The sequence below is a fragment of the Micromonospora coerulea genome (genome assembly GCF_016598485.1).
Lineage (GTDB): Bacteria > Actinomycetota > Actinomycetes > Mycobacteriales > Micromonosporaceae > Micromonospora > Micromonospora coerulea.
In genome coordinates, this window is the sequence record NZ_JAEMUW010000018.1 from 36717 (window position 1) to 57250 (window position 20534).

22 protein-coding genes are annotated in these 20534 nt (G+C 70.8%); 14 read left to right on the forward strand and 8 right to left on the reverse strand.

What is annotated here, in order from left to right:
- The first annotated feature begins 130 nt into the window (after positions 1-130).
- From I8N68_RS22260 to I8N68_RS22275, 4 genes are all read left to right on the forward strand, one after another.
- On the forward strand, positions 131-886 hold the full coding sequence (locus I8N68_RS22260) for a TIGR03089 family protein (protein ID WP_200213540.1): 756 nt from the start codon (positions 131-133) through the stop codon (positions 884-886).
- A gap of 156 nt (positions 887-1042) precedes the next feature.
- Entirely contained in the window at positions 1043-1948 is a 906-nt protein-coding gene (locus I8N68_RS22265; protein ID WP_307812925.1) for a GNAT family N-acetyltransferase, read from the forward strand.
- A gap of 322 nt (positions 1949-2270) precedes the next feature.
- A complete protein-coding gene (locus I8N68_RS22270; protein ID WP_200213543.1) occupies positions 2271-2708 on the forward strand; it encodes a thioredoxin family protein in 438 nt (145 codons plus the stop codon).
- A complete protein-coding gene (locus tag I8N68_RS22275; protein WP_200213545.1) occupies positions 2690-3208 on the forward strand; it encodes a protein-disulfide reductase DsbD domain-containing protein in 519 nt (172 codons plus the stop codon). The genes I8N68_RS22270 and I8N68_RS22275 overlap by 19 nt, the downstream gene beginning before the upstream one ends.
- Positions 3209-3244: 36 nt before the next feature.
- Here I8N68_RS22275 and I8N68_RS22280 read toward each other — a convergent pair whose 3' ends face one another.
- A complete protein-coding gene (locus I8N68_RS22280; protein ID WP_200213547.1) occupies positions 3245-3739 on the reverse strand; it encodes a GNAT family N-acetyltransferase in 495 nt (164 codons plus the stop codon).
- Between the two features lie 70 nt (positions 3740-3809).
- On the opposite strand from I8N68_RS22280, the gene I8N68_RS22285 reads away from it, so the two are divergent.
- From I8N68_RS22285 to I8N68_RS22295, 3 genes are all read left to right on the forward strand, one after another.
- A complete protein-coding gene (locus I8N68_RS22285) occupies positions 3810-4454 on the forward strand; it encodes a class I SAM-dependent methyltransferase (protein WP_200213553.1) in 645 nt (214 codons plus the stop codon).
- A 289-nt stretch (positions 4455-4743) separates the two neighbouring features.
- Positions 4744-4989 carry a toxin HicA gene (locus I8N68_RS22290; protein WP_307812926.1) on the forward strand — a complete coding sequence of 82 codons (246 nt, stop codon included), beginning with the start codon at positions 4744-4746 and terminating at the stop codon, positions 4987-4989.
- Positions 4989-5333, forward strand: a complete 345-nt coding sequence (locus I8N68_RS22295; protein WP_200213836.1) for a type II toxin-antitoxin system HicB family antitoxin — start codon at positions 4989-4991, stop codon at positions 5331-5333. Before I8N68_RS22290 ends, I8N68_RS22295 begins: the two co-directional genes overlap by 1 nt.
- 174 nt (positions 5334-5507) lie before the next feature.
- Here the strand turns inward: I8N68_RS22295 and I8N68_RS22300 are convergent, their stop codons facing one another.
- Positions 5508-6290 (reverse strand): S1 family peptidase, encoded by a 783-nt coding sequence (locus I8N68_RS22300; RefSeq protein ID WP_234040373.1) that lies wholly within the window; start codon positions 6288-6290, stop codon positions 5508-5510.
- 398 nt (positions 6291-6688) lie between these two features.
- On the opposite strand from I8N68_RS22300, the gene I8N68_RS22305 reads away from it, so the two are divergent.
- Positions 6689-7651 (forward strand): zinc metalloprotease, encoded by a 963-nt coding sequence (locus I8N68_RS22305; protein ID WP_200213558.1) that lies wholly within the window; start codon positions 6689-6691, stop codon positions 7649-7651.
- A gap of 107 nt (positions 7652-7758) precedes the next feature.
- Here the strand turns inward: I8N68_RS22305 and I8N68_RS22310 are convergent, their stop codons facing one another.
- Both I8N68_RS22310 and I8N68_RS22315 read right to left on the reverse strand, forming a co-directional pair.
- On the reverse strand, positions 7759-8025 hold the full coding sequence (locus tag I8N68_RS22310) for a hypothetical protein (protein WP_200213560.1): 267 nt from the start codon (positions 8023-8025) through the stop codon (positions 7759-7761).
- Entirely contained in the window at positions 8022-8267 is a 246-nt protein-coding gene (locus I8N68_RS22315; protein ID WP_200213562.1) for a DivIVA domain-containing protein, read from the reverse strand. The genes I8N68_RS22310 and I8N68_RS22315 overlap by 4 nt, the downstream gene beginning before the upstream one ends.
- A 454-nt stretch (positions 8268-8721) precedes the next feature.
- Between I8N68_RS22315 and I8N68_RS22320 the strand changes: the two genes are divergently transcribed.
- Complete coding sequence (locus I8N68_RS22320) at positions 8722-8931, forward strand: winged helix-turn-helix domain-containing protein (protein WP_200213838.1); 210 nt, start codon at positions 8722-8724, stop codon at positions 8929-8931.
- 1051 nt (positions 8932-9982) lie between these two features.
- Here the strand turns inward: I8N68_RS22320 and I8N68_RS22325 are convergent.
- Positions 9983-10432, reverse strand: a complete 450-nt coding sequence (locus I8N68_RS22325; protein WP_200213565.1) for a GNAT family N-acetyltransferase — start codon at positions 10430-10432, stop codon at positions 9983-9985.
- Between the two features lie 471 nt (positions 10433-10903).
- On the opposite strand from I8N68_RS22325, the gene I8N68_RS22330 reads away from it, so the two are divergent.
- Complete coding sequence (locus I8N68_RS22330) at positions 10904-11839, forward strand: gamma-glutamylcyclotransferase (protein ID WP_200213572.1); 936 nt, start codon at positions 10904-10906, stop codon at positions 11837-11839.
- Between the two features lie 718 nt (positions 11840-12557).
- Here the strand turns inward: I8N68_RS22330 and I8N68_RS22335 are convergent.
- Positions 12558-14237 carry a DNA repair helicase XPB gene (locus tag I8N68_RS22335; protein WP_200213575.1) on the reverse strand — a complete coding sequence of 560 codons (1680 nt, stop codon included), beginning with the start codon at positions 14235-14237 and terminating at the stop codon, positions 12558-12560.
- Between the two features lie 173 nt (positions 14238-14410).
- On the opposite strand from I8N68_RS22335, the gene I8N68_RS22340 reads away from it, so the two are divergent.
- Together I8N68_RS22340 and I8N68_RS22345 are read left to right on the forward strand one after the other, a co-directional pair.
- Positions 14411-15283: a L,D-transpeptidase family protein gene (locus I8N68_RS22340; protein ID WP_200213577.1), complete on the forward strand. Its 873-nt coding sequence runs from the start codon at positions 14411-14413 to the stop codon at positions 15281-15283.
- 84 nt (positions 15284-15367) lie between these two features.
- Complete coding sequence (locus tag I8N68_RS22345; RefSeq protein ID WP_200213579.1) at positions 15368-15604, forward strand: hypothetical protein; 237 nt, start codon at positions 15368-15370, stop codon at positions 15602-15604.
- A 9-nt stretch (positions 15605-15613) separates the two neighbouring features.
- Here the strand turns inward: I8N68_RS22345 and I8N68_RS22350 are convergent, their stop codons facing one another.
- Positions 15614-18088, reverse strand: coding sequence for a helicase-associated domain-containing protein (locus I8N68_RS22350; RefSeq protein WP_200213581.1), 2475 nt, complete (start codon positions 18086-18088; stop codon positions 15614-15616).
- Between the two features lie 88 nt (positions 18089-18176).
- Here I8N68_RS22350 and I8N68_RS22355 point away from each other — a divergent pair, with 88 nt between their 5' ends.
- Both I8N68_RS22355 and I8N68_RS22360 read left to right on the forward strand, forming a co-directional pair.
- Positions 18177-18800, forward strand: coding sequence for an HAD family hydrolase (locus tag I8N68_RS22355; protein WP_200213583.1), 624 nt, complete (start codon positions 18177-18179; stop codon positions 18798-18800).
- Between the two features lie 28 nt (positions 18801-18828).
- On the forward strand, positions 18829-19215 hold the full coding sequence (locus tag I8N68_RS22360; RefSeq protein ID WP_200213586.1) for a cold-shock protein: 387 nt from the start codon (positions 18829-18831) through the stop codon (positions 19213-19215).
- On the opposite strand, the gene I8N68_RS22365 is transcribed toward I8N68_RS22360, so the two are convergent.
- Complete coding sequence (locus tag I8N68_RS22365) at positions 19176-20006, reverse strand: 1,4-dihydroxy-6-naphtoate synthase (RefSeq protein WP_200213588.1); 831 nt, start codon at positions 20004-20006, stop codon at positions 19176-19178. The genes I8N68_RS22360 and I8N68_RS22365 overlap by 40 nt on opposite strands.
- Between the last annotated feature and the right edge of the window lie 528 nt (positions 20007-20534).

The window sequence follows — 20534 nt, forward strand, 5'->3', positions numbered from 1 at the left end:
GCACGGGCCGACGCGGTGCCGACATCGCTGCGGGAGCGTCTTCCGGACCACGAGCTGCGTCGGGAGCGCCGCGACCGGTCACCGGTCGATAGGGTGGGCCGGGATCCTGGCCGGCGGAGAGGGGTGCCAGATGGGCCCGAATGGTGCGACGTCCACGCTGGTCGGTGGGGTCGACGAAGTCGACCGACCGCTGTTGACCTGCTACGACGACGCGACCGGCGAGCGGACCGCGCTGACCGCGAGCCAGCTCGGCGGCTGGGCGGCGCGCAGCGCGGGACTGCTGCGCGACGGCTGCGGGCTCGCGCCTGGCAGCCGGGTCGCGGTGTTGCTGCCGCCGCACTGGCGTACCGCCGCGATGCTGCTCGGGGCCTGGTCGGTCGGGATGGCGGTGTCGTTCCGGCCGCGGGCCACCGCCGGGCTGCCGGTCCTGGAACCGGGCGCCGACCTGCCGTACGACGCGGTCTTCGTGACCCCGGAGCGCCTCGACGACTGGCTGGAGGACGTACCCGAGGGGCGGCACCGCTACCTCGTCGGCACCGGGCCGGAGCCGCTGACCGACGTGCCCGTCGGCTGGCTCGACTGGTCCGCCGAGGTGCTTCGCCACCCGGCCACCCCACCCGATTACACCGCCGTCCACGCCTCGGACCCCGCCAGCCCGGACGGCACCAGCTACGGGGCCTGGGGGAGCATCGCCCACGGGCTCGCCGAGCGGCTCGACCTGCGGGCCGGGGACCGGCTGCTGGTCGACGCCACCGAGCACGAGCAGCCGTTGAAGTGGCTGCTGGCACCGCTCTCCGCCGGCGCATCCGTGGTGATCTGCGGGAACCTCGACCCCGCTCGGCGGGACGCCCGCATCGCCGCCGAGCAGATCACCCGCGTCCTCTGACGCCGCTGATCCCGGGCGCGGACGGACTGAAACCGGTTGACGCTGGCCCGGGCCGGGGTGCCTACTGCCACCGGACGTCGTCGCGCCGGCCCGGCATCAGCCGCCACGGCCGGCCGTCGGGCGATCGGCGGCAGGCGACAGGGGCGAAGGATGATGGTGAACCGGACGGAGCCGGGCGGGGACGCGCTGACCTGGAAAGAGTTCGGCGAAGGGCACCTCGCGGCGCTGACGGAACTGGCTGAGGCGTGCCTGGCCGCCGACGGTGGGCTGCCGCTGTTTGCAAGCCGTCCGCTGCTGAGGGCGCGGCTGCTCCAGGACCGTACCCTCGGCGTCTGGCACGAGGGCAGCCTGGTCGCGGCCGTGGGCGTCGGCACCGCCGGCCAGCCGGCGACCAGCACCGGCCTGGTGCATCCGGCCTGGCGGGAGCGGGGTCTCGGCAGCCGGCTGTTGAGCTGGGCGGACGAGCAGGCCGGCAACGGCGACCTGCTCGTGACCACCGAGTCCTGGAGCCCGGGCGCGGAGGACCTCTTCACGGCGCGCGGCTTCGAGCGGACCTTCGCCGAGTCGGTGCTGCGGCACGACCTCAACGTCCTCCCGGAGGTCGCGCGCCCCGACGGCGTGCACACCGAGCCGGTGACCTGGGAGATCGGCCCCGAACTGTTCGAGACCTACCGCGCGTCCTTCGCCGACCGACCCGGCTTCGCCGCGCCCAGCGCCGAGGACTGGTTGGCTGAGCTGTGGGAGGACGACGAGTACCGGCCGGACCTGTCGATGATCGCTCGCGGTCCCGACGGCACTGCCGTCGGGTTCCTCAACGTCATCGACAACTGGGTCGACCAGGTGGGCGTCGTCCCCGGCTGGCGGCACCGACGGGTCGGCGCGTACCTGGTGGCGACCGCGTTGCGGGCGCTGGCCGGGAATGGTGCCCGACAGGCGTGGCTCTGTGTGAACGACGACAACACCGCGGCCGCGCTGTACCGGCGGCTCGGGTTCCGCGACGCCGGCCGCCGCGCCCGCTACCTGCGCCGTCGACCGTCAAGACAGGAAGGCCACGATGCTTGATCCGGCTCGTGCAGCCGTGATCGCGGCTGCCGGCGACGATGTGCGGTGAGATCACGGCCTGGTCTTCGTCCGGCCACTGCCGCGCGACCACCTGCCCGCCCAGCTCCGTCCGTGGGTGTTCCACCTCGACTGATCGTCCGGGCAGCGGCACGAGGTCGTTGTGCGTTATCCTCCGGCGCCTGACCAATTCACGGGGGTGCTTGTGGTGATGCTGCAACGCGTCGGTCTCGCGGCCGCGGCTGGTACGGCACTGCTTCTGGTGGCCTGCGCCAGCCAGGACAGCCGACCGACAGCGGGAGCGACACCCGCCACCACGGCGGCCGTGAAGCCCGCCGCGTCCCCGACCGCCCCGAAGGTGACGCTGCCGGACCGGTACGACCCGAAGCGGAATCCGGCCGCCGACCTGAAGACCGCTCTCGCACTGGCCAGGGCGGACGGCAAGGCGGTGCTGATCGACTTCGGCGCGGACTGGTGCCCGGACTGCCACGTGCTGCACGAGCTGTTCCAGTCGGCGGAGACCAGGCCGCTGCTGGAGCGGAACTACCACCTGCTGGCGGTGGACGTCGGCGAATTCGACCACAACCTGAAGTTCGCCGGTAAGTACCTCAACCTGAACCGCAGCGGGATCCCTGCGCTGGTGGTGCTGACGCCCGAGGGCAAGGTCCAGGTGGCCACCAACGACGGTTCCTTCGCCAACGCCCGCAGCATGGACAGCAAGCAGGTCAACGCCTTCCTGACCAAGTGGGCGCCGAAGCATTGACCGGTCACGGCAGGCTGCTGGTCGGGGTGCTCGTCGGCGTGCTTCTGACGGCGGGTTGCACCCGCTCCGGCGGGCCTCCGACCACGGCCGACCGCAGCGGCCGGCTGGAGGCCGGCGGCGTGTCCGTCGAGGCCACCTTGACCGACGGGCCAAACGGCGCGCGGCTGCGGGCGACCTTCCGCCCGCAGCGGCCCGGTTTCCACCTCTACAGCACCGACCTGCCACCCTACGGGGTGCAGGGGCTCGGCATCCCGACGGTCGTCGCCGTCCGGGGCAGCCTCGACGCGATCGGTGCGCCCACCGCCGACAAGCCGGTCAGCGAGCTGCGGATCGAGGAGCTGGGCGTGACCCTGCCCGTGTACCCGGACGGCCCGGTCACCGTCACGCTGCCGGTCCGCTCCACCGGGGATGGTCCGGCCGAGGTGGTGGTCACGTACGGGGCCTGCAGCGCGAGCACCTGTCTGCCACCGGTACGCGAACAGACGATCGCGCTGGCCTAGCGACTGGCCCGCCCCGGCGTCCGCGACGGCCGACCGCTAACCCACGAGACTCTTGGTCATGACGTGCTCCCGACGCACGCCGTCGGGCATGAGGTCGCCGAGCTCACCTGTGTCACGGAAGCCGTTCCGTTGGTAGAGCGCCCAAGCGTTCTTGTTGCCCTCCACCACGGCCAGCCGCAGCGTCCCCGCGCCCACCTGCCGAGCCCACCGCTCGACCGCCCGCACGAGGTGGTCGCCCACGCTCCGGCCACGTCCCACCGGCGCCACGTACATCGAGATCAGCTCGACGACGCCCTCCTGATCAGTCGGCACCCCGCTGGCCATCCCGACGGGCTGCCCATCGAGCATCGCCAGGATGTTGTAGGAGCCGGGGATGGCCAGCCGACCGCGCCAGCGTTCCTCACGGTCGCCGTCGCCCTGCCAGTCCGCCAGTTGGGAACCGAAGGCGTACGCCGCCTCCGCTAGCGCAGCGAGCCGCAGTTGCCGCCACATCTGCCAATCGCCCTCGGTGAGCACACGCGTCTCGATCATGCCGGGAAGGCTGCCGCAGGGGTGGGGAGCAGGCAACCCAGTATCCCGTCGAGTCACTACCCTGTCCGGGATGAGCGATCAAGACTGGTTGGTGGACACCCGGACCTCCTACGACACAGTCGCGGTCAGCTATGCCGACCAAATGCGCGACGCTCTCGCTGGCGAGCCCTACCTACGAGGGAGTCTGGCGTTGTTCGCCGACATGGTGCACGCCGCCGGCGGCGGATCGGTGGCGGACGTGGGCTGCGGATCAGGACACGTCACCGCCCACCTGCGCAAGTTGGGCGTCGACGCGTTTGGCATCGACCTTTCCCCCGCGATGGTCGACGTGGCTCGGCGTGACCACCCCGGCCTGCGGTTCGAGGTGGGCTCGATGACGGACCTGGACCTCGCCGACGCCTCGGTTGCCGGCCTGCTCGCCTGGTGGTCGCTGATCCACGTCCCCGACGACGCGGTCTCCAGGGTTTTCGGTCACTTCCGGCGGGCGTTGCGTCCCGGGGGACTGCTGCTGCTCGGCTTTCACGTCGGCGACGAATCGCGGCTGAAAACACAGGGCTACGGTGGCCACCCGATGAAGGTGTACGTCCACCGCCGCCAGCCTGGCCAAGTGGCAGCCTGGCTGCGCGATGCCGGATTCACGGTCGAGGCTCAGATGCTGCTCGATCTGGACGAGAGCGTTCCAGGGGCCGTCCTCTTCGCGCGCCGCCACCCCTAGCTTGATCGCACCCTGTTCGATACCGACGAACTAGCGCAGAGATCATTTAGCCGGAACCGTAACGGATCAACTGAACCTCATCGGTAACGGATTCAAGGAAATCCCGAAACAACCGGCGGGGGCCTGGAGGTCCGCGGTGAACCGGAAGATCGGCGCGGGCAGCCGACGAACCCCTCTCAGCTTGCTGAACCAGCTTGGCTACCGATGATGCGGACCAAGAGCTCGATTCGCGATCGACCTGCCCGGCGAAGTGTTGCGGCTATGGTACCGCTGACAGTACCATCAACGTGTGCCGTCCATAGACAAGCTTGTTGAAGCGATGCGGAAGAACCAGCAGAACATCGCCTACAACGATCTCTACGGGGTGTGCGAGCACTACTTCGGGAAGCCGCGGCAAGCCGGCACGTCCCATGCGGTGTTCAGGATGCCTTGGGCGGGCGACCCACGGGTCAATATCCAGAACGACAAGGGCAAGGCCAAGGCGTACCAGGTCCGGCAGGTGCTCAAGGCGATCGACAAGAAGGAGGCCATGTGATGCAGACCGATCCTCTTCCTGAGGTGTCCCACTACACCTACCGCGTTACGTGGTCAGCCCAGGACAACGAGTTCGTCGCTACCTGCGCCGAGTTTCCGTCCCTCTCGTGGCTGGCGTCCTCCCAAATCGAGGCTCTGCAGGGGCTCCAGGACCTGTTGCGTGAAGTGATCGCGGACATGGAGGAGCAGGGCGAGCAGGTGCCGCAGCCGTTCGCTGAGCGCAGCTACTCAGGCAAGTTCAACCTCCGCGTAGGAGAGAGCCTGCACCGCGAGCTCGCCATCCAGGCCGCCGAGGATGGCATGAGCCTCAACCAGTACGTCCTACGGAAGCTCAGGGCGGCCTGACTCACGCGGGATCAGCGCCTCACTCGTCGGCCCCTGCCGTTACGGGACATGAGCCCTGTCCCCAGGTCTGTTGTCGGGCCACTGGACGTGGTCTCATCCTAGGACGACGACGTCATTGATTGTTAGGCCGCTCCCTTGAGCTGGCGCGGATGCTCGATCATCACGCCTGGTGCATCAACCACGGCCGCCAGCGCGCGCGGCAACGATGGTGGCGCCGCTGGTTTGCTGGATCCAGTCAGCGATCCGGTCTACCCGCGCGGTCGTCTCATCCTGTGAGTGGGGGCAGGACGGTCCGTCGGATTCGACCGAGACGAGGGTTCGGGTGCCGTCCGCGGTCTCGGTGAAGTAGGGGGCGCCGGAGTCCCAGAGGCAGGCGCTGGTGTCGGCGGCCGGGGCGTAGCCGATGACCATGACGGACGAGCCGGCGACTCGGGTGATTTTGAACTGGCCGGTCTGCAGGTGGGTAGCGGGCGTGGGGTTGACGGAACCGGTGGCGCCCCAGCCGGTCATCCGCAGGATGGTGCCGGTCTTTGGCGAGCTGGCGCTGATCGGCAGCGGCGTGATGTCCGTGATCGGTGTAGCGAGCTTGGCCAGCGCCACGTCGTGGCGGGATGCCTGCCGCACCTCCGTCACGTTAACGACGTACCCGTTGGTGGCGTTGATGTCCGTCCGGCCGACGGTCGCGGTGGTCGCGTACGGCACAGGACCGCTGACCCTGGTGCCAGAGGCGTCGTGGAAGCAGTGCCCGGCGGTGATGATCCACTGCGGGGCGACCAGCGCGCCGGAGCATGCGCTGTCGTAGACGGTGCCGTCGGCACGCGGGACGTTGGTCATGGTCAGTTTGGTTGAGAACTGGTATTGACCGTCGGCCACGGGAGTTCCGTTGGCGATGGCGCTTGCCGTCCCCGGTGCGACCAGCACAGTAGACAATCCTAGCGCCGCAAACGCCCAGCTCATCCGGCGGAGCCGGGCCCTGCCCCGTAAACAAGTCATCGAGCGAAGCTAGCACGGCTGGACCTCCCGATGGGTGCACGAATCGATGTCGTCTGCGCCTCGGCGAGGGTACGAATAAGACGATTGGCTATGCGGTAAGTCGGCACCGGGGATCCGACTCGCAGTCGCCGTCAAATTGAGCCGGAGGTCGGCGAGGGGTGTGGTCTCCGCCGCGACGGCGGTGGATGACGGAAGTACGGTCGCGACGGCGAGCGCGGACAGGGCGATGCCGGCACGACTGTCCCCAGGACTGTTGTCGGAGCGCAACTGACGTGGTCTTATACCGGGGCGACGACGTCATTGACCTGGTCATGGCAGCCCGCGTCGATTCCGCACCGCTCCACTCCCTGAAAGGTGCAACGATGCACAGGAGATCGGCCTTCCGAATGGCAGTCCTCACCGCCACCGCTGCGACGTTCCTGACGTCCGGTGGCGCCTACGGCGCGGTGGGCATGGCAGCGCCCGCGACCGCCTCCCCGGGGGCCGCGGCCTGTGAGCCGGGTGCCGAGGGGCACAGCGCGGCCCGGGTCAGCGAGGGCGCCACCGCCCAGGAGCCGGAGCTGTATTCGAAGAACGAGGCGAACGCCTACGGCGTGATCAAGGACTCCCCGCGCCTGCCCAACGGCAGCGTCACCGTGCCGACGGTCTTCCACATGGTCTCCGACCACCCCCTCAGCGCGGCGGAGACGACCAGGTGGAACACCCTGATCGCGGCGCAGATGAAGGTGCTCAACGACTCGTACGCGGGCCGCACCGCCGCGAACGCCGCGGACACGCCGTTCCGGTTCGACCTCGTCGACACGACGTGGACGGTGAACAGCGACTGGTACACGGTCGTGCCGGGCAAGAACGAGCGGGACATGAAGCAGGCGCTGTACACCGGCGACGCCCGTACCCTGAACGTGTACGCGGCAAACATCGGCGGCGGGCTGCTCGGCTGGGCGTACTTCCCGAAGGGTTACAACAACGGCCGCGACTACATCGACGGCGTGGTGATGCTCGACGAGTCGATGCCGGGCGGCACTGCCGGCAAGTACGCGCTGGGTGACACGCTGACGCACGAGGTCGGGCACTGGCTGATGCTGGAGCACACCTTCGCGCACGGCTGCTCCGCTTCCGGCGACTACGTCGCGGACACCCCGCGTGAAGCTCACCCGCAGTTCAACTGCCCGGTGGGAGCGGACACCTGCACCGCACCCGGGGTGGACCCGATCCACAACTTCATGGACTACTCGCAGGACTCCTGCATGGACATGTTCACCGCGGGACAGGCGGACCGGATGAGCGACGCCTGGGTGGCGTTCCGGGCCGGCGGCCTCGGCTAATCAAGCCTTGCCGGGGGTTGGCGGGCCGCGCTCAGCGGCCCGCCAACCCCCTTCCTGTTGCGGGGCGCGCTCGGCAGGGTGCCCACCTGCCCGCCTCCCGGCGGTTTTCACCGCCGGTTGAGCCAGGGCGCGCGCCGCGAACAGGGCGCGGTGTGGTCGGCCGGCAGGGCACACCGCGCGCCGCCGGGTAGTCGCCGGTCGCAGAAGACCCAGTGTCGTACGTTCTGCTGGTCCTCGGGCGAGACGGTCACCCCGCCCGGCTCAACGCGGGCGCTGAGCCGGGCCAGCACCCGGGCGGCGGTCCGGGCGAAGATCCGGGCGCGGTGCAGGTCGGGTGCGGTGACCGGCAGGTGGATCACCCAGCGGTCGGTCATCGGTAGCGGTGGTTCGCCGACTGGGCGCTCTGCCAAACGCGCAGGGCGTTCTTGATCCGTACGTTCTCCTCCTGCACCGCGACCAGGGCGGTCTGCGCGACCGTGAGTTCGTCGGCCACCTGGTGCAGGAAGGCGCGGATCTCAACCGGGTCGAGGCCGCGCCGGCGGACGTTGAAGCACCGCTCGCGGATCTGCCAGGGCCGGAGGGGAGGCCGACCTCGGGCTGGGCCGGCGTCTTCCATCGGACGTCGTTCCTCGCGTCGGCTCGCCAGCCGGCGGATCAGGCTGCGCACGGGTGACCGCCCTTCGTCGGGTCGCGTCGAAGTGGAGGGGGCGGCCTCCGCCGGTTGTGGCCGGCGGAGACCGCCCCGCCCTGCCGCCGCAGCCGCGATCGGCGGTACGACAGCAGGGCCGCGCCGGGGGAGCGCGGAGGGTGAGGTCTCGGCGGCGATGCGAGACCGGTACGAGAGGCGCCAACCGACCGCAGCAGCACCGCATCACCGAGAGCGACGCTACCGATGCAGCATCACCTACGTCAAGTACCGCTCTGTCCTCTTCTGCCGAACCACCATCACCATCAGCTATGTCACCACCATCACCTCTTTCAGTAGATGCATTGCCTACGTTGAGGAGGTGGATCAATACTGGGTGGGCCAACCGACTGCAAGGGGCCGCATCGTGCCTATCCCACCCACCATGGACGAACTGCTGGACGACCTGCGGAGCAAGATCAAGGACGGGACCTATCCGCCGGGCACCCAGTTGCCCTCGGGTCGCGCGCTTGCCGACTCCTACGACGTCTCGCACTCGACAATTCAGCGGGCGATCGCGACGTTGCGGGAGCAGGGTGTGCTGGTCGGCCGCCCGGGTCGCGGCGTCTTCGTCGCGGAGTCCAGCCGGCGCTGACCCGCGCTGGCAGGCGGTGAGCTGGTCCACGGCTGTCGGCACACAGCGGTTCCAACCTTTGGACTGGAAGATCAGAACCTCAGTCGGCCGGCGCTCCCGAGATCTGAACGGGAACAACCGGCGTTCAATCGCGCTGCTGATCTTCCTCGCCTAAGGCTCACTCATGGCCGCTGGCCGTGCGATCGTGCCACGCATCTGCGGGAGCCAAGCGCCAAGCATGTACGTGACAGGACGCGACGGGTTGCCGGCTCTGTGTCGGCTGACGTGTGAGCAATTTCTGTACGGGATCAAGGCGGCCCGCGCCGCGCCTCTGGCCTTCGGCCGCCAGCGCGTCGGTTGCAGCCCGCCGGCGGCGCGACATACGAGGAAGCCCCGGCCGCCTGACATCGTCAGGCAGACCGGGGCTTCCGACGTTCATAGCTAGCGTCTGCGGAAGAGGCCGCGCCAGCGCGCCAAGGCATCGGCAACCTTCGGTATATCCTCCGGCCGTGCCTTCCGCACTAGATAAAAGCCAAGCAACGGCCATGCGAGCTGGCCGGCGGCCACTAGGGCGATGAGAGCCCAATGGCCGGTCGAACTGATTTCAGGCAACACCGAACACCCCTCCTAAGGGGCTCGGCGCGTCCTGAAGCATGTAGGTGGGCGACCTGGTGCCCGTCGGCCTCGGAACTACGCGATCTTGGTCCGGGAGGAATCCCCGGTGGGGCACGGTGCCCCGGGTTGATCAGTCGATAAAGGTCTGTGTCCAGCGTAGCTCGCCCGTCCGGGCGCTCGGAGCCTGGCCATCGCGAAAGGGCGTGCCTCCGGCGGGGCGCTCGGGCACTCCGGGATGGTTGGCGCCATCCCGACAGCCTCCGCTCGGGCAGAGCCGAGCGGGCGGGGCCTGCCCGGTCAAGGTCGTTCAGCCGCTGGGTGCTCCACCTTGACCGGGCAGGCCCCACCCGCTCCACGGTGTGCGAACGAAGGCCGACGGGATGGCTAGGAGGCGTAGCGGGGGAGAGCCGGCGCGGGCCGAGTGGATGATTAACCGGGCCACGGCCGCGACGCATCCTCAAAGGTCCAGGACGCCGACGGTCTGGTCACCACTCTGCTCGCCTGTCGGCCTGAAGCCCAGCTTCAGGTAGAACATCTCCGGCCCTCCTGCGCGGGGCGCCCAGGTGACGTATGCCCGAGTGCTGCCGCGGGCCTGGATCTCCCCGCAAACGGCCTCGACGGCGAACCGGCCGTATCCGTTTCCCTGAGCATCGGCCGCGATGTTCAGCCGCCAGAGGCCGGAGCGCAGGTCGTCGGGCTTGCTGCCCCATGGGATGTCGAGGAAAGCCATCAGAAAGCCGACCAGTCGGTCGCCGTCATAGATCAGCCTCGGCCAGGCGTTGCCGGGGAAGACGTACGCCTCGGCCAGCGACTTGACCACCGGCGCGACCAGATCCTCCTGATCGGGGCGCACGGACAGCGCGAGAGCCGCCTCGTAGTTCTCCGGGGTGATCCTCTCCAGCCGCATGCGGCGGACCATAGCGAAGCGGATGCGGGCCCAGCGACCGGATTATGCGTACCAGCCGGGGTGAGGCCGACGAGATGCTGAGAGGCAGGCTTCGGGGCGGACGAACAGCCACCGACAGACAACAAGATCATCGGGTACAGATCCACTACAACCGAGAGCAACCAACGGTGGCAGACGTTGGCAAGCGGCGGCAGGCTCCGCCCTGGTCACAGGGTCGAACGGTCCGATTGATGATGTTCTCTCACTACCGTGGGTGTAAGGGGTTCAAATCCCATCAGCTCCGCCCCGCCATCGCGCTTACGCCGGCGAGCCGGCGGGTAGGCGGTAGCGGGGTCAGCTCGTCAGGCTGCGCGCGGCGCTGGCGCCAGCGAGCACGGTCTGCCGGTCCCGCGGCTGCCCCCGTGAGGCGCCGATCGTCCCACTGACAGTCCCAGGCAGGCAGCGCTTGGTACCAGGAGGCACAATCGCCGCATGCCATCACTGGGGTTGCCGCAGGACCGAGATCTGCCGCTGTTTGTCTATGGTTCGCTGAAGCCCGGTGAGCTGGCCTTCAGTCTGCTCGAGCGCCATGTCACCCGGGACGAGGATGCGACCGTTGCCGGCGTGATCAGGCTGCGTGATGGACTGCCGTTGCTCGATTCCTCGGCTGCCGGGCGTGTCCATGGCTCTCTCCTCTTCTTTCCCCCAGGCAAGGCCGATGAGGCCTTGCAGAAGGTGGCTGAGTTTGAGCCGCGTACCCAGTACAGGTGGAACACGACGGAGGCCACGATTGCAGATGGCCGGAGTATCAGTGCCAACGTTCTCGCCGGCGAGAAGCTGTGCCGCGGGGTCTCTGGAGATCCAGTGCCGGAATGGTCGGCCGGTCATGATCCAGTGTTTGGTGAGGGACTGGCGGAGGTCCGGCGGCTCGTGTTGGAGGCTGCGCCTCGTGGCGTGCAGGCGCAACCGGATAGCCCCCCGTTCTGGCGTCAGTTTTTCCGCCTCCAGGCGTCCTACCTTCTTCTGTGGAGCGTCGTTGAACGATACACGGCGCTCCGCTACGGGCCAGCGCTAGATCCCTGGCCCCGGGTTGTCCGACTAGACAAGGACGCTGCGTTTCAAGCTGCCCTAAAGACCGTGGGCGCCGGGGTCGACAGTGTCGTGGACAGCAGAAATCCCAGCGTCAAGATCGAGTTGAGGCCGGACGGCGCCGGCGGCGCCAAGTACTACTACGCGGTTCGTTCGAATTTGTCTCACCGTGGGAAGGGCACGTTTCGGGATGCACGACTGGTGCTGAAGGCGGTTGTGGAACTGCATGACGCGATGCTGGAATTGCTGGCCCAGCATGTCTCAATCCCCGTAGATGCTGCTCTGGGCGAGGTTCGGTTGCGGCACCTGCTGCCCGATGGCGCGACGGAGCGCCGGTGAGCGGTGGGCATCACTGCCTCCGTGCCGCACGTGATGGAGCCGTGTAGCCGTCGACAGCGGCGACGCCGGGCGACAGTGGTTCGCGGCTGTTGATTTGTGAGAGGCAGCGATAAGGCAGCGAGCCCTGTAGCGACATCTGCGAGCAGATGTCGGCCGACAGGCGATGACATGCCCTCGTCGGTGGCGGCCGATACCCAATGCAGCTGTCGACTCGCCGTACCCGCCTCCCCCCGGCGGGGGTCAGGTCCGGCCGGAGCGGCGGCGTGGACGCTGTCTACAGCAACTCTAAAAGCAACACAGTGACGGAGGCTGTCCCACCGGATCTGCACCTGTACTGCGGGGCGGTCCAGGCACCGGAGCACTTCGACCGTGAGCGGCAGTTTGTCGCGGCAAAACGCCCAGCACTCCGGGATCTTGACTATGGCGCCGTCGCCGTGGACCGCACCCGTTCAGTCGCTGGCCGGGGCACTCCAGGGCGATCTTCACCTCGCCCGGATCGGCGGCCTTAGCCGCGTAGGCTCGGGGTGTTCGTTGTCGAGTCGAGAAAGCGCTGACGGCTGAGTCGTTTACGACATCAGGTCCGTGGGGAGCACGAAGGACAGCCGGTCCCGGCGCGGTCTCCCCGAGACTCCCACAGTGATCGACTCCGTTTACGGGACGTGGGGGTGTTGGTGACCGGATCGCGCCACATCCGGCAAGCGGAGCCGATCACGCGGGGTCAGTCGACCGTGGGCAGCTTCGGGCCGAGGACGTCGTCGGCGTCGACGATGGTGTACGCGTACCCCTGCTCCGCCAGGAACCGCTGCCGGTGGGCGGCGTACTCCGTGTCGATGGTGTCCCGGGAGACCACCGTGTAGAAGTGCGCCTGCCGGCCGTCGGACTTCGGCCGGAGCACCCGCCCCAGCCGCTGCGCCTCTTCCTGCCGCGACCCGAACGTCCCCGACACCTGGATCGCCACCGCCGCCTCGGGCAGGTCGATGGAGAAGTTGCCGACCTTGGAGAGGACCAGGGTGCGCAGCTCGCCCGAGCGGAACGCGTCGAAGAGCCGTTCCCGTTCCTTGTTGGTGGTCGAGCCCTGCACGATCGGCGCGTCCAGGTACTCGCCGAGCTGGTGCAGCTGGTCGATGTAGGCCCCGATCACCAGCACCTGGTCGTCCTTGTGCCGGTCCACCAGCGCGCGAACCACGGGCAGCTTGGTGCGGGCGGTCGCCGCCATCCGGTACCGCTCCTCGGCCTCCGCCGTCGCGTACGTCATCCGCTCGGCGTCGGTCAGCGTGACCCGTACCTCGGTGCACTCGGCCGGGGCGATCCAGCCCTGCGACTCGATGTCCTTCCACGGCGCGTCGTACCGCTTCGGGCCGATCAGGCTGAACACGTCGCCCTCCCGGCCGTCCTCGCGGACCAGCGTGGCGGTGAGCCCTAGCCGGCGGCGGGCCTGGAGGTCCGCGGTGAACCGGAAGATCGGCGCGGGCAGCAGGTGCACCTCGTCGTAGACGACCAGGCCCCAGTCGCGGGCGCCGAACAGGTCCAGGTGGGTGAACGCGCCCTTCTTGCGCGAGGTGAGCACCTGGTACGTGGCGATGGTGACCGGGCGGATCTCCTTGCGCTCGCCCGAGTACTCGCCGATCTCGTCCTCGGTCAGCGAAGTGCGCGCGATCAGCTCCCGCTTCCACTGCCGGCCGGCGACCGTGTTCGTCACCAGGATCAGCGTGGTCGCCTTCGCCTCGGCCATCGCCGCCGCCCCGACCAGCGTCTTGCCCGCGCCGCAGGGCAGCACCACCACGCCCGACCCGCCGGCCCAGAACGCCTCCACGGCCTCCCGCTGGTACGACCGCAGCGTCCACGGCTTGCGCCCGTCCTTGCCGGCCTCGGCCAGCTCGATCGGGTGCGCCTCGCCGTCGACGTACCCGGCCAGGTCCTCCGCCGGCCAGCCCAGCTTGAGCAGCGCCTGCTTGAGCCGGCCCCGCTCGGACGGGTGCACCTGGATGGTGTCGTCGTCGATCTTGTCGCCGAGCATGCCGGCGAGCTTCTTGCTCTTGGCGACCTCGATCAACACCAGTCGGTCCAGCGCGCGCAGGACCAGGCCGTGCGCCGGGTCGTTGGCGAGCTGGAGCCGGCCGTACCGGTCCATGGTCTCGGCCACGTCGACCAGCAGCCCGTGTGGCACCGGATAGCGGGAGTACTTGATCAGGGTGTCCACCACACCCTCGGCGTCGTGGCCGGCGGCCCGGGCGTTCCACAGCCCCAGCGGGGTGAGCCGGTAGGTGTGCACGTGCTCGGGGGAGCGCTCCAGCTCGGCGAACGGCGCGATCGCCATCCGGCAGGCCTGCGCGTCCGGGTGGTCGATCTCCAGCAGCAGGGTCTTGTCCGACTGCACGATCAGTGGTCCACCGCTCACGCCAGCGTCCTCTCCATTGCCGGATTTCCGCGCCCGTCGGCCGACTGACCTGCCGAAGGCGGACCATCCAGTGTTGCACGCGCGAGGGTGTCGGGAAAAAGTCACGCGCCACAGGCAACGTGACGGACCTCCCGTACGTCTAGCAAGCGGGACAACTGTTCGGGGGAGGGCCCATGCCGCGTGTCCGGTTCGTCGCTCGGGTCGTCGCCCTGGCAGCGGTCGTGTTGGTCGGTGTCGGTGCGTGCGCGCTCGATCCGCAGGGCGACGGATCCGGCGCGGTCGCGCCGGCCCCCGTCGGCGTGACGGAACGGGCATCGGGGGCGAGCGCGACGCCCGCGCCGGCCCGGACGACCGGTCCCGCGACTGTCCGGACGGCCACGCCGCGGCCGAGCCGGACCGCCACGCCGAAGCCGAGCGCCACCCCGCGACCCACCGGCGCGTCGGTGGCGTACACCGGCTGCCCGCAGGGGGACCAGCAGCGGGGCGTGGAGGCGTACCTGGCCCGGCTGGGCGGGTTCGGCACCGTGACCGTGGACGGTAAGCAGTCCGCCGCCGACTGCGCCGCCATCAAGCGGTTCCAGCGCCGGTACGGCATCAGCCCGGCCGAGGGCCGCGCCGGCCCCACCACGTACGACGTGGCCCGCCGGCTCGCCACCACCGACGTACGCCGCTGCCGGGCCGGCTCCGGGCTGACCTTCTGCGTCGATCTGACCCGGCAGACGGTCTGGGCGATGCGTGGCGGCACGGTGGTGGTGAAGCCCACCGTCACCCGGACCGGCATGGCGGGATACGCCACGCCGGCCGGCACCTACTCCGTCGGCGGGCGGAACCTGCGGGAGTGGTCCAACCCGTACGAGGTGTGGCTGCCGTACTGGCAGCAGTTCAACGGCGGGATCGGCTTCCACGAGACCACCACGTACCTGCACAACGGCGCGATCGGCTCGCACGGCTGCGTCAACCTGCTGCACGCCGACGCCGTCCGGCTCTGGGAGCTGGGCCGGATCGGTACCCGGGTGGTCGTCCTCGGCCGCCGACCCGGCACCTGAGCCGGATCGGGGTTTTATCCCCTGTCACCGCCGCCCGCCGGGTGACACGCTGGAGGTCAGGTCCGGACCGGACGGGGGTGGGAGATGACGGTCGACCAGGACGCGATCCCCGACGACGACCGAGCGCCCGCCCACGAAGTCTCCACGGCCGCCCTGGTCGGCTACGCGGCGGCCGCCGTGGCCCTGGTCGGCTGGTTCCTCTTCGGGCTGCTGGTCCAGCGGCAGGGCTTCGTCGACTCCTTCGGTGAGTCCGCCGGCGCCGGGTTCGCGCTGCTGCTGGCCGTCTCGGTGGTCGGCACGGTGCGCAGCAACCGGCGCTGACCGCTCGCCTCAGTCCTCCCGCACCGCCGCGGTGATCCGGTGCAGCGCGAAGGTGTGCAGCATCTCCGTCCGCTCGTCCTCGGCGCGCAGGTAGCCCGCCCCGATCGACACCGGCCGGAGCAGCCGGGACGCGGTCGCCCCGTGCGCGTCGACGTACCCCACCCAGACCAGCGCCTTGTCGCGGACCGCCTGCTGGAGCACGGCGAGGGCGTCGCTGTGCCCGGGCACGGGTGCCGGCCCGGTGCGCACCGCATCGCCCCGCACCACCGCCGGGGCCCGCCGGGCCGCCCGCGCCGCCGCCTCGCCGCGCCGGATCTGCTCGACCACGCCGAGCAGCCGGGGCAGGGCCAGCTTCGGCGCGGCCAGCGGGTCGAAGGTGCGGGTGGAGGCCGGCACCCCGGCCGGCGCCCGCCGGGTCTTCGGCCGGGCCAGCACCGTCGCGCCGCTGGCGTCCTCCGGCACCGGCGCATAGCCGGCGTCGCGGAGCGCGATCAGCATGCGCTGCACCTGGTACGGGGTAGCGAGCACCGTCGAGGCCAGCCGGCGGAACGCCAGCGGCTCCAGCCGGCGGTCGGCCAGCACCTCGGTGAGCAGCGCCTCGTCGTCGCTGCGCACGTACCCACCGGCGGAGCCGACCCGGAGCCCGCCGTGCTTGCGGGCCACGTCGTCCACCAGGTAGGTCAACCCCTGCGGGACCGGCGTCCGGGACCGGCGGCGGAACAGCTTGTGCAGGTCGGCGGCGGAGTAGCCGGCGTCCAGGGCACGCCGGATGCTGGCCGTGGTGACCCGGTGCACGCTGGCGCCGCCCGCCGACTCGTGCTCGGCCACCACCTCCAGCTCGCCGGCGAGCGCCGGGTCGGGCGGGCCGGGCACCACCACGGTCAGGTCGGCCTGCACCAGGAAGTGGTCGACCGGGGCGGGGAGCAGGGCGTCCAGCGCGCGTACCGCGGTGGACGGCTCGCCCGACTCGGCGTCCGAGCGCAGCCCCAGCGGGTCGTCGGCGCCCCGCTCGTCGGCCTCGGTGACGTCGGCCAGCAGCAGCCGCCCGTACGAGGTGAGCGCGCCGAGCCCGGTCACGCCGAGCTGGGCCGCCTCGGCCAGCACCTCCCGGTGCGCACTCTCCCGGCCCCGGCTGCGCCGGGGCGCCCGCCAGTCCAGCAGCTCCAGCACCTCATCAGGGGTGGGCGCGGCGGCCGGCTCCAGGTCGGCCAGCACCCCGAGCACGGCCCGGCGGGCGGCCGGCGCGCCGGCCCGTTCCGCCTCGGCGGAGAGCACCGAGATCGGTCGGTCCCGGTCGTCCCGCTGCCCGACCAGGCCCACCTGGCGGGTCATGGTCAGCCAGGCCCGGGCCAGCTGCTCCCAGCGCTGGGCCAGCGAGCTGGCCCGCCACACCTCGTACCCGCCGGTCGGCAGCACCTGCTGGTCGCCGCCGTACCGGGTGGTGGCGCTGCCGGTCAGGTCCAGCTCGCCCAGCAGCCCGGCCGCGTACGCCACCTCGAAGAGCAGCGCGGTGAGCGCATCGTCCTGCCCGAGAGCCCGGGCCAGCCGGCGCAGGTCACGGACGCCGACGCCGCCGGAGCGGAGCATCGGGGCCGGCTCGGCGGCGAGGGATTCCAGCAGCGCCTCGGTGTGGCGTACCACCTCCATGGTCTGCCCGGCCCCGGCGGAGTCGACGGCCTTCGGCTCGCGCGGCGGGGTCGCCACGAGGGGCGGGCTGGTGCGCAGCGGCCCGAGCGGGCCGCTGTCCCGGCGCAGCAGCAGCCCCACCTCGCGGGGCAGCTCCACGGTGCCACCGCCCTTGCCACCCGACACCCGCACGAGCAACCGGTTGTCGACCAGCCAGCGGATCGGTGAGCCGGTCGGCGCGCCACCGTTGGTGGCGTCCGGGGGGAGGATGTCCTCCGCGCCGACCGCGGGCGCCTCGAGCGCACCCGGGGGCACGCTGCCGACCGGTGGCCCGGCCGCGAGCCGGTCCAGGATCGCCCGCGCGGAGGGGGGAGCGGCGAGCAGGGTCCGCCGCAGCTTCGCCGGGTCCGCGCAGAGGGCCGCCGTCCGCGGGTCCAGCTCCGCCGCCGGTCGGCCCAGGCCCGCCGGGTACGGGGACACCTCGTCCACGCCGCCCACCACGTGCAGGTCGTGCTCGGGGCCGTACAGCAGGAAGAGCGCGCGGAGCTTGTTCACCGCGCCGCGGACGGCGGTCGGGGCGGGCGGATGCGGGCCGGCGGTGGCCATGGCCAGGATCGCCTCGGTGGCGGTGCCCCCCTGTTCGGGGTCCCGGGTGAGCCGGGCGGCGTCGAGCATCTGGAGGGTGAACTGGTCCAGCCCGTCGAGGGCGCGGGCCACGGAGACCCGGGACTGGGCGCGAGTGGCCAGCGCGGAGACGTCGGCCGGTACCGGCACGACGAGGTCCGGCCGCAGTTGGAGCAGGGCGGCGAGGGACTCGTCGGGGAGCGTCCGCAGCTGGTCGGCGAGTGAGGTGGTCATCGTCGTTCCACGCTAGCCCGGCCGAGGGCCGTCCCGCCCCTCGGACGTCCGGCTCGGCCGGGGTTGGGTGGGTAGGTACGTTGGCGGCATGCCCCCACTGATGGTCGGATTCGACCTCGACATGACTTTGGTCGACTCGCGCCCCGGTATCGCGGCGGCCTACCGGGCCCTGACCGCGCAGACGGGGGTGTACGTGGATGCCGATGCGGCGGTGTCCCGGCTGGGCCCGCCGCTGCGTACCGAGATCGCCCGCTGGTTCCCACCAGAGCGGGTGGAGGCGGCGGTGACCGCGTACCGGGAGCTCTATCCGGCGTACGCGATCACACCGACCCTGCCGATGCCCGGCGCGCAGGCGGCGATCGAGGCCGTGCACGCGCGCGGCGGCCGGGTCATGGTGGTGACCTCGAAGATCGGCCGGCTGGCGAAGCTGCACCTGGACCACCTCGGCCTGGCGGTCGACGAGCTGGCCGGGGACCTGTTCGCGGAGGAGAAGGCGACCGCGCTGCGGGAGCACGGGGCCACCCTGTACGTCGGGGACCACGTGGCGGACATGGTGGCGGCGGGCGCGGCGGAGATCCCGGGAGTGGGCGTGGCGACCGGACCGTGCACCGCGGACGAGCTGAGGGCCGCCGGTGCACACCTGGTGCTGGACGATCTCGGTGGATTCTCGGGGGCGCTGGACCGGATCATCGGGCTAGCCTTGGAGGGGTAGACATCTCGAGCGAAGCAGGGGTTTTCAGGTGCCGACGGGTCGAGTGAAGTGGTATGACGCGGCCAAGGGTTACGGGTTCGTCACCAGTGACGAGGGTGGCGACGTGTTCCTGCCCAAGGGCGCGCTGCCGGCGGGCGTCAGCGACCTGAAGGGTGGTCAGCGGGTCGACTTCAGCGTGGTCGACAGCCGCCGGGGTGCCCAGGCGATGGGGGTCAAGCTGCTGGAGGCGCCGCCGTCCGTGGCGGAGCTACGTCGCCGGCCGGCCGAGGAGCTGCACGGCCTGGTCGAGGACATGATCAAGGTGCTGGAGGCGAGGGTCCAGCCGGACCTGCGCCGGGGCCGTTTCCCCGACAAGAAGACCGCGCAGAAGGTCGCTCAGCTGGTCCACGCGGTCGCCCGCGAGCTGGAGGTCTGAGGGACGAGCCCGGCGTCGGTGGCCCGGCCCAGCAGCGCCTCCACGGCGGCGAAGCCGGCCTCTCCCAGGTCGGCGGTGAACTCGTTGACGTAGAGGCCGATGTGCCGGTCCACCACGTCGGGCTCCATCTCCTGCGCGTGCGAGAGCACGTACTCCCGGCTGGCCTCCGGGTCGGCCCACGCCTGACGTACCGACTCGCGGATCCAGCCGGCCGCCTCGACCGGGTCGACCGCGCCCTTACGGGCCAGGATCGCGCCGAGCGGGATCGGCAGGCCGGTGTCGCCCTCCCACCACTCGCCGAGGTCGACCAGGGCGGTCAGCCCGTGCCGCGGATAGGTGAACCGGGCCTCGTGGATCACCAGCCCGGCGTCGTACCGGCCGGCGGCCACGCCCGGCATGATCTCGTGGAACGGCACCACCACGATCCGCGCCGGCGGCTGCTCCGCCGACCAGAGCCGGAAGAGCAGGTACGCCGTGGTCCGCTCGCCGGGCACCGCCACGGTCGCGCCGGTGAGGTCGGTCCGGTCGCCCCGGGTCAGCACGAGCGGCCCGCAGCCGCGCCCGAGCGCCCCGCCGCACGGCAGCAGGTGGTAGTCGTCCAGCAGCCACGGCAGCGCCGCGTAACTCACCTTGACCAGGTCGAACGCCCCACGCTCGGCGGCCGTGTTGGTGACGTCCACGTCGGCGTAGGTCACCTCGATCGGCGGGGCGCCGGGCACCCGCCCGTGCACCAGGGCGTCGAACACGAACGTGTCGTTGGGGCAGGGCGAGATCGCGAGAGAGAGCGCCACACCCCCACGCTAGCCCCGGCCCCGTCCTGACCTTTCACTCCGGGCCACCGGATGTGACCCGGGCGGCCCGGTCCGGTCCTGAAGGTCGGTGCGCCCGCTGAGGTTCGGTGCTGCGCCGCTCGCTCCCGCCGCGGTGTCGCTCCTGCCGGGCGTGGCTCCTGCCGGGCGTGGCTCCTGCCGGGCGTGGCTCCTGCCGGGCGTAGTTCCCGCCGGGCGTCGCTCCTGGTGCCGGAGTCCCTCAGCGCGCGCTTTGGAGCTGATGTCGTAAACGAATCGGCTGTCGGACGCAGGCGGCAAGTCGCCTGCGGCTCGTGCTCGCACCTGGGCTCGCGGTTCACATTCGCCGGTCGCGCTGGCCGCCTGCACTGGCCGGTCGTGCCGGTCAGTCGTGCTGGCCGGTCGTGCTGGTCGGTCGTGCTGGCGGGTCGTGCTGGCTGCCCGTGCTGGTCGGTCGTGCTGGCGGGTCGTGCTGGCTCGTGCTGGCCGGTCGTGCTGGCCGCCCGTGCTGGCCGGTCGTGCTGCCCGCCG

Coding starts and splice junctions, on each gene's coding strand:
- I8N68_RS22260 (WP_200213540.1), top strand. CDS start 131: ATGGGCCCGAATGGTGCGACGTCCACGCTGGTCGGTGGGGTCGACGAA.
- I8N68_RS22280 (WP_200213547.1), bottom strand. CDS start 3,739: ATGATCGAGACGCGTGTGCTCACCGAGGGCGATTGGCAGATGTGGCGG.
- I8N68_RS22285 (WP_200213553.1), top strand. CDS start 3,810: ATGAGCGATCAAGACTGGTTGGTGGACACCCGGACCTCCTACGACACA.
- I8N68_RS22295 (WP_200213836.1), top strand. CDS start 4,989: ATGCAGACCGATCCTCTTCCTGAGGTGTCCCACTACACCTACCGCGTT.
- I8N68_RS22300 (WP_234040373.1), bottom strand. CDS start 6,290: ATGAGCTGGGCGTTTGCGGCGCTAGGATTGTCTACTGTGCTGGTCGCA.
- I8N68_RS22305 (WP_200213558.1), top strand. CDS start 6,689: ATGCACAGGAGATCGGCCTTCCGAATGGCAGTCCTCACCGCCACCGCT.
- I8N68_RS22310 (WP_200213560.1), bottom strand. CDS start 8,025: ATGACCGACCGCTGGGTGATCCACCTGCCGGTCACCGCACCCGACCTG.
- I8N68_RS22315 (WP_200213562.1), bottom strand. CDS start 8,267: ATGGAAGACGCCGGCCCAGCCCGAGGTCGGCCTCCCCTCCGGCCCTGG.
- I8N68_RS22320 (WP_200213838.1), top strand. CDS start 8,722: ATGGACGAACTGCTGGACGACCTGCGGAGCAAGATCAAGGACGGGACC.
- I8N68_RS22325 (WP_200213565.1), bottom strand. CDS start 10,432: ATGCGGCTGGAGAGGATCACCCCGGAGAACTACGAGGCGGCTCTCGCG.
- I8N68_RS22330 (WP_200213572.1), top strand. CDS start 10,904: ATGCCATCACTGGGGTTGCCGCAGGACCGAGATCTGCCGCTGTTTGTC.
- I8N68_RS22340 (WP_200213577.1), top strand. CDS start 14,411: ATGCCGCGTGTCCGGTTCGTCGCTCGGGTCGTCGCCCTGGCAGCGGTC.
- I8N68_RS22345 (WP_200213579.1), top strand. CDS start 15,368: ATGACGGTCGACCAGGACGCGATCCCCGACGACGACCGAGCGCCCGCC.
- I8N68_RS22350 (WP_200213581.1), bottom strand. CDS start 18,088: ATGACCACCTCACTCGCCGACCAGCTGCGGACGCTCCCCGACGAGTCC.
- I8N68_RS22355 (WP_200213583.1), top strand. CDS start 18,177: ATGCCCCCACTGATGGTCGGATTCGACCTCGACATGACTTTGGTCGAC.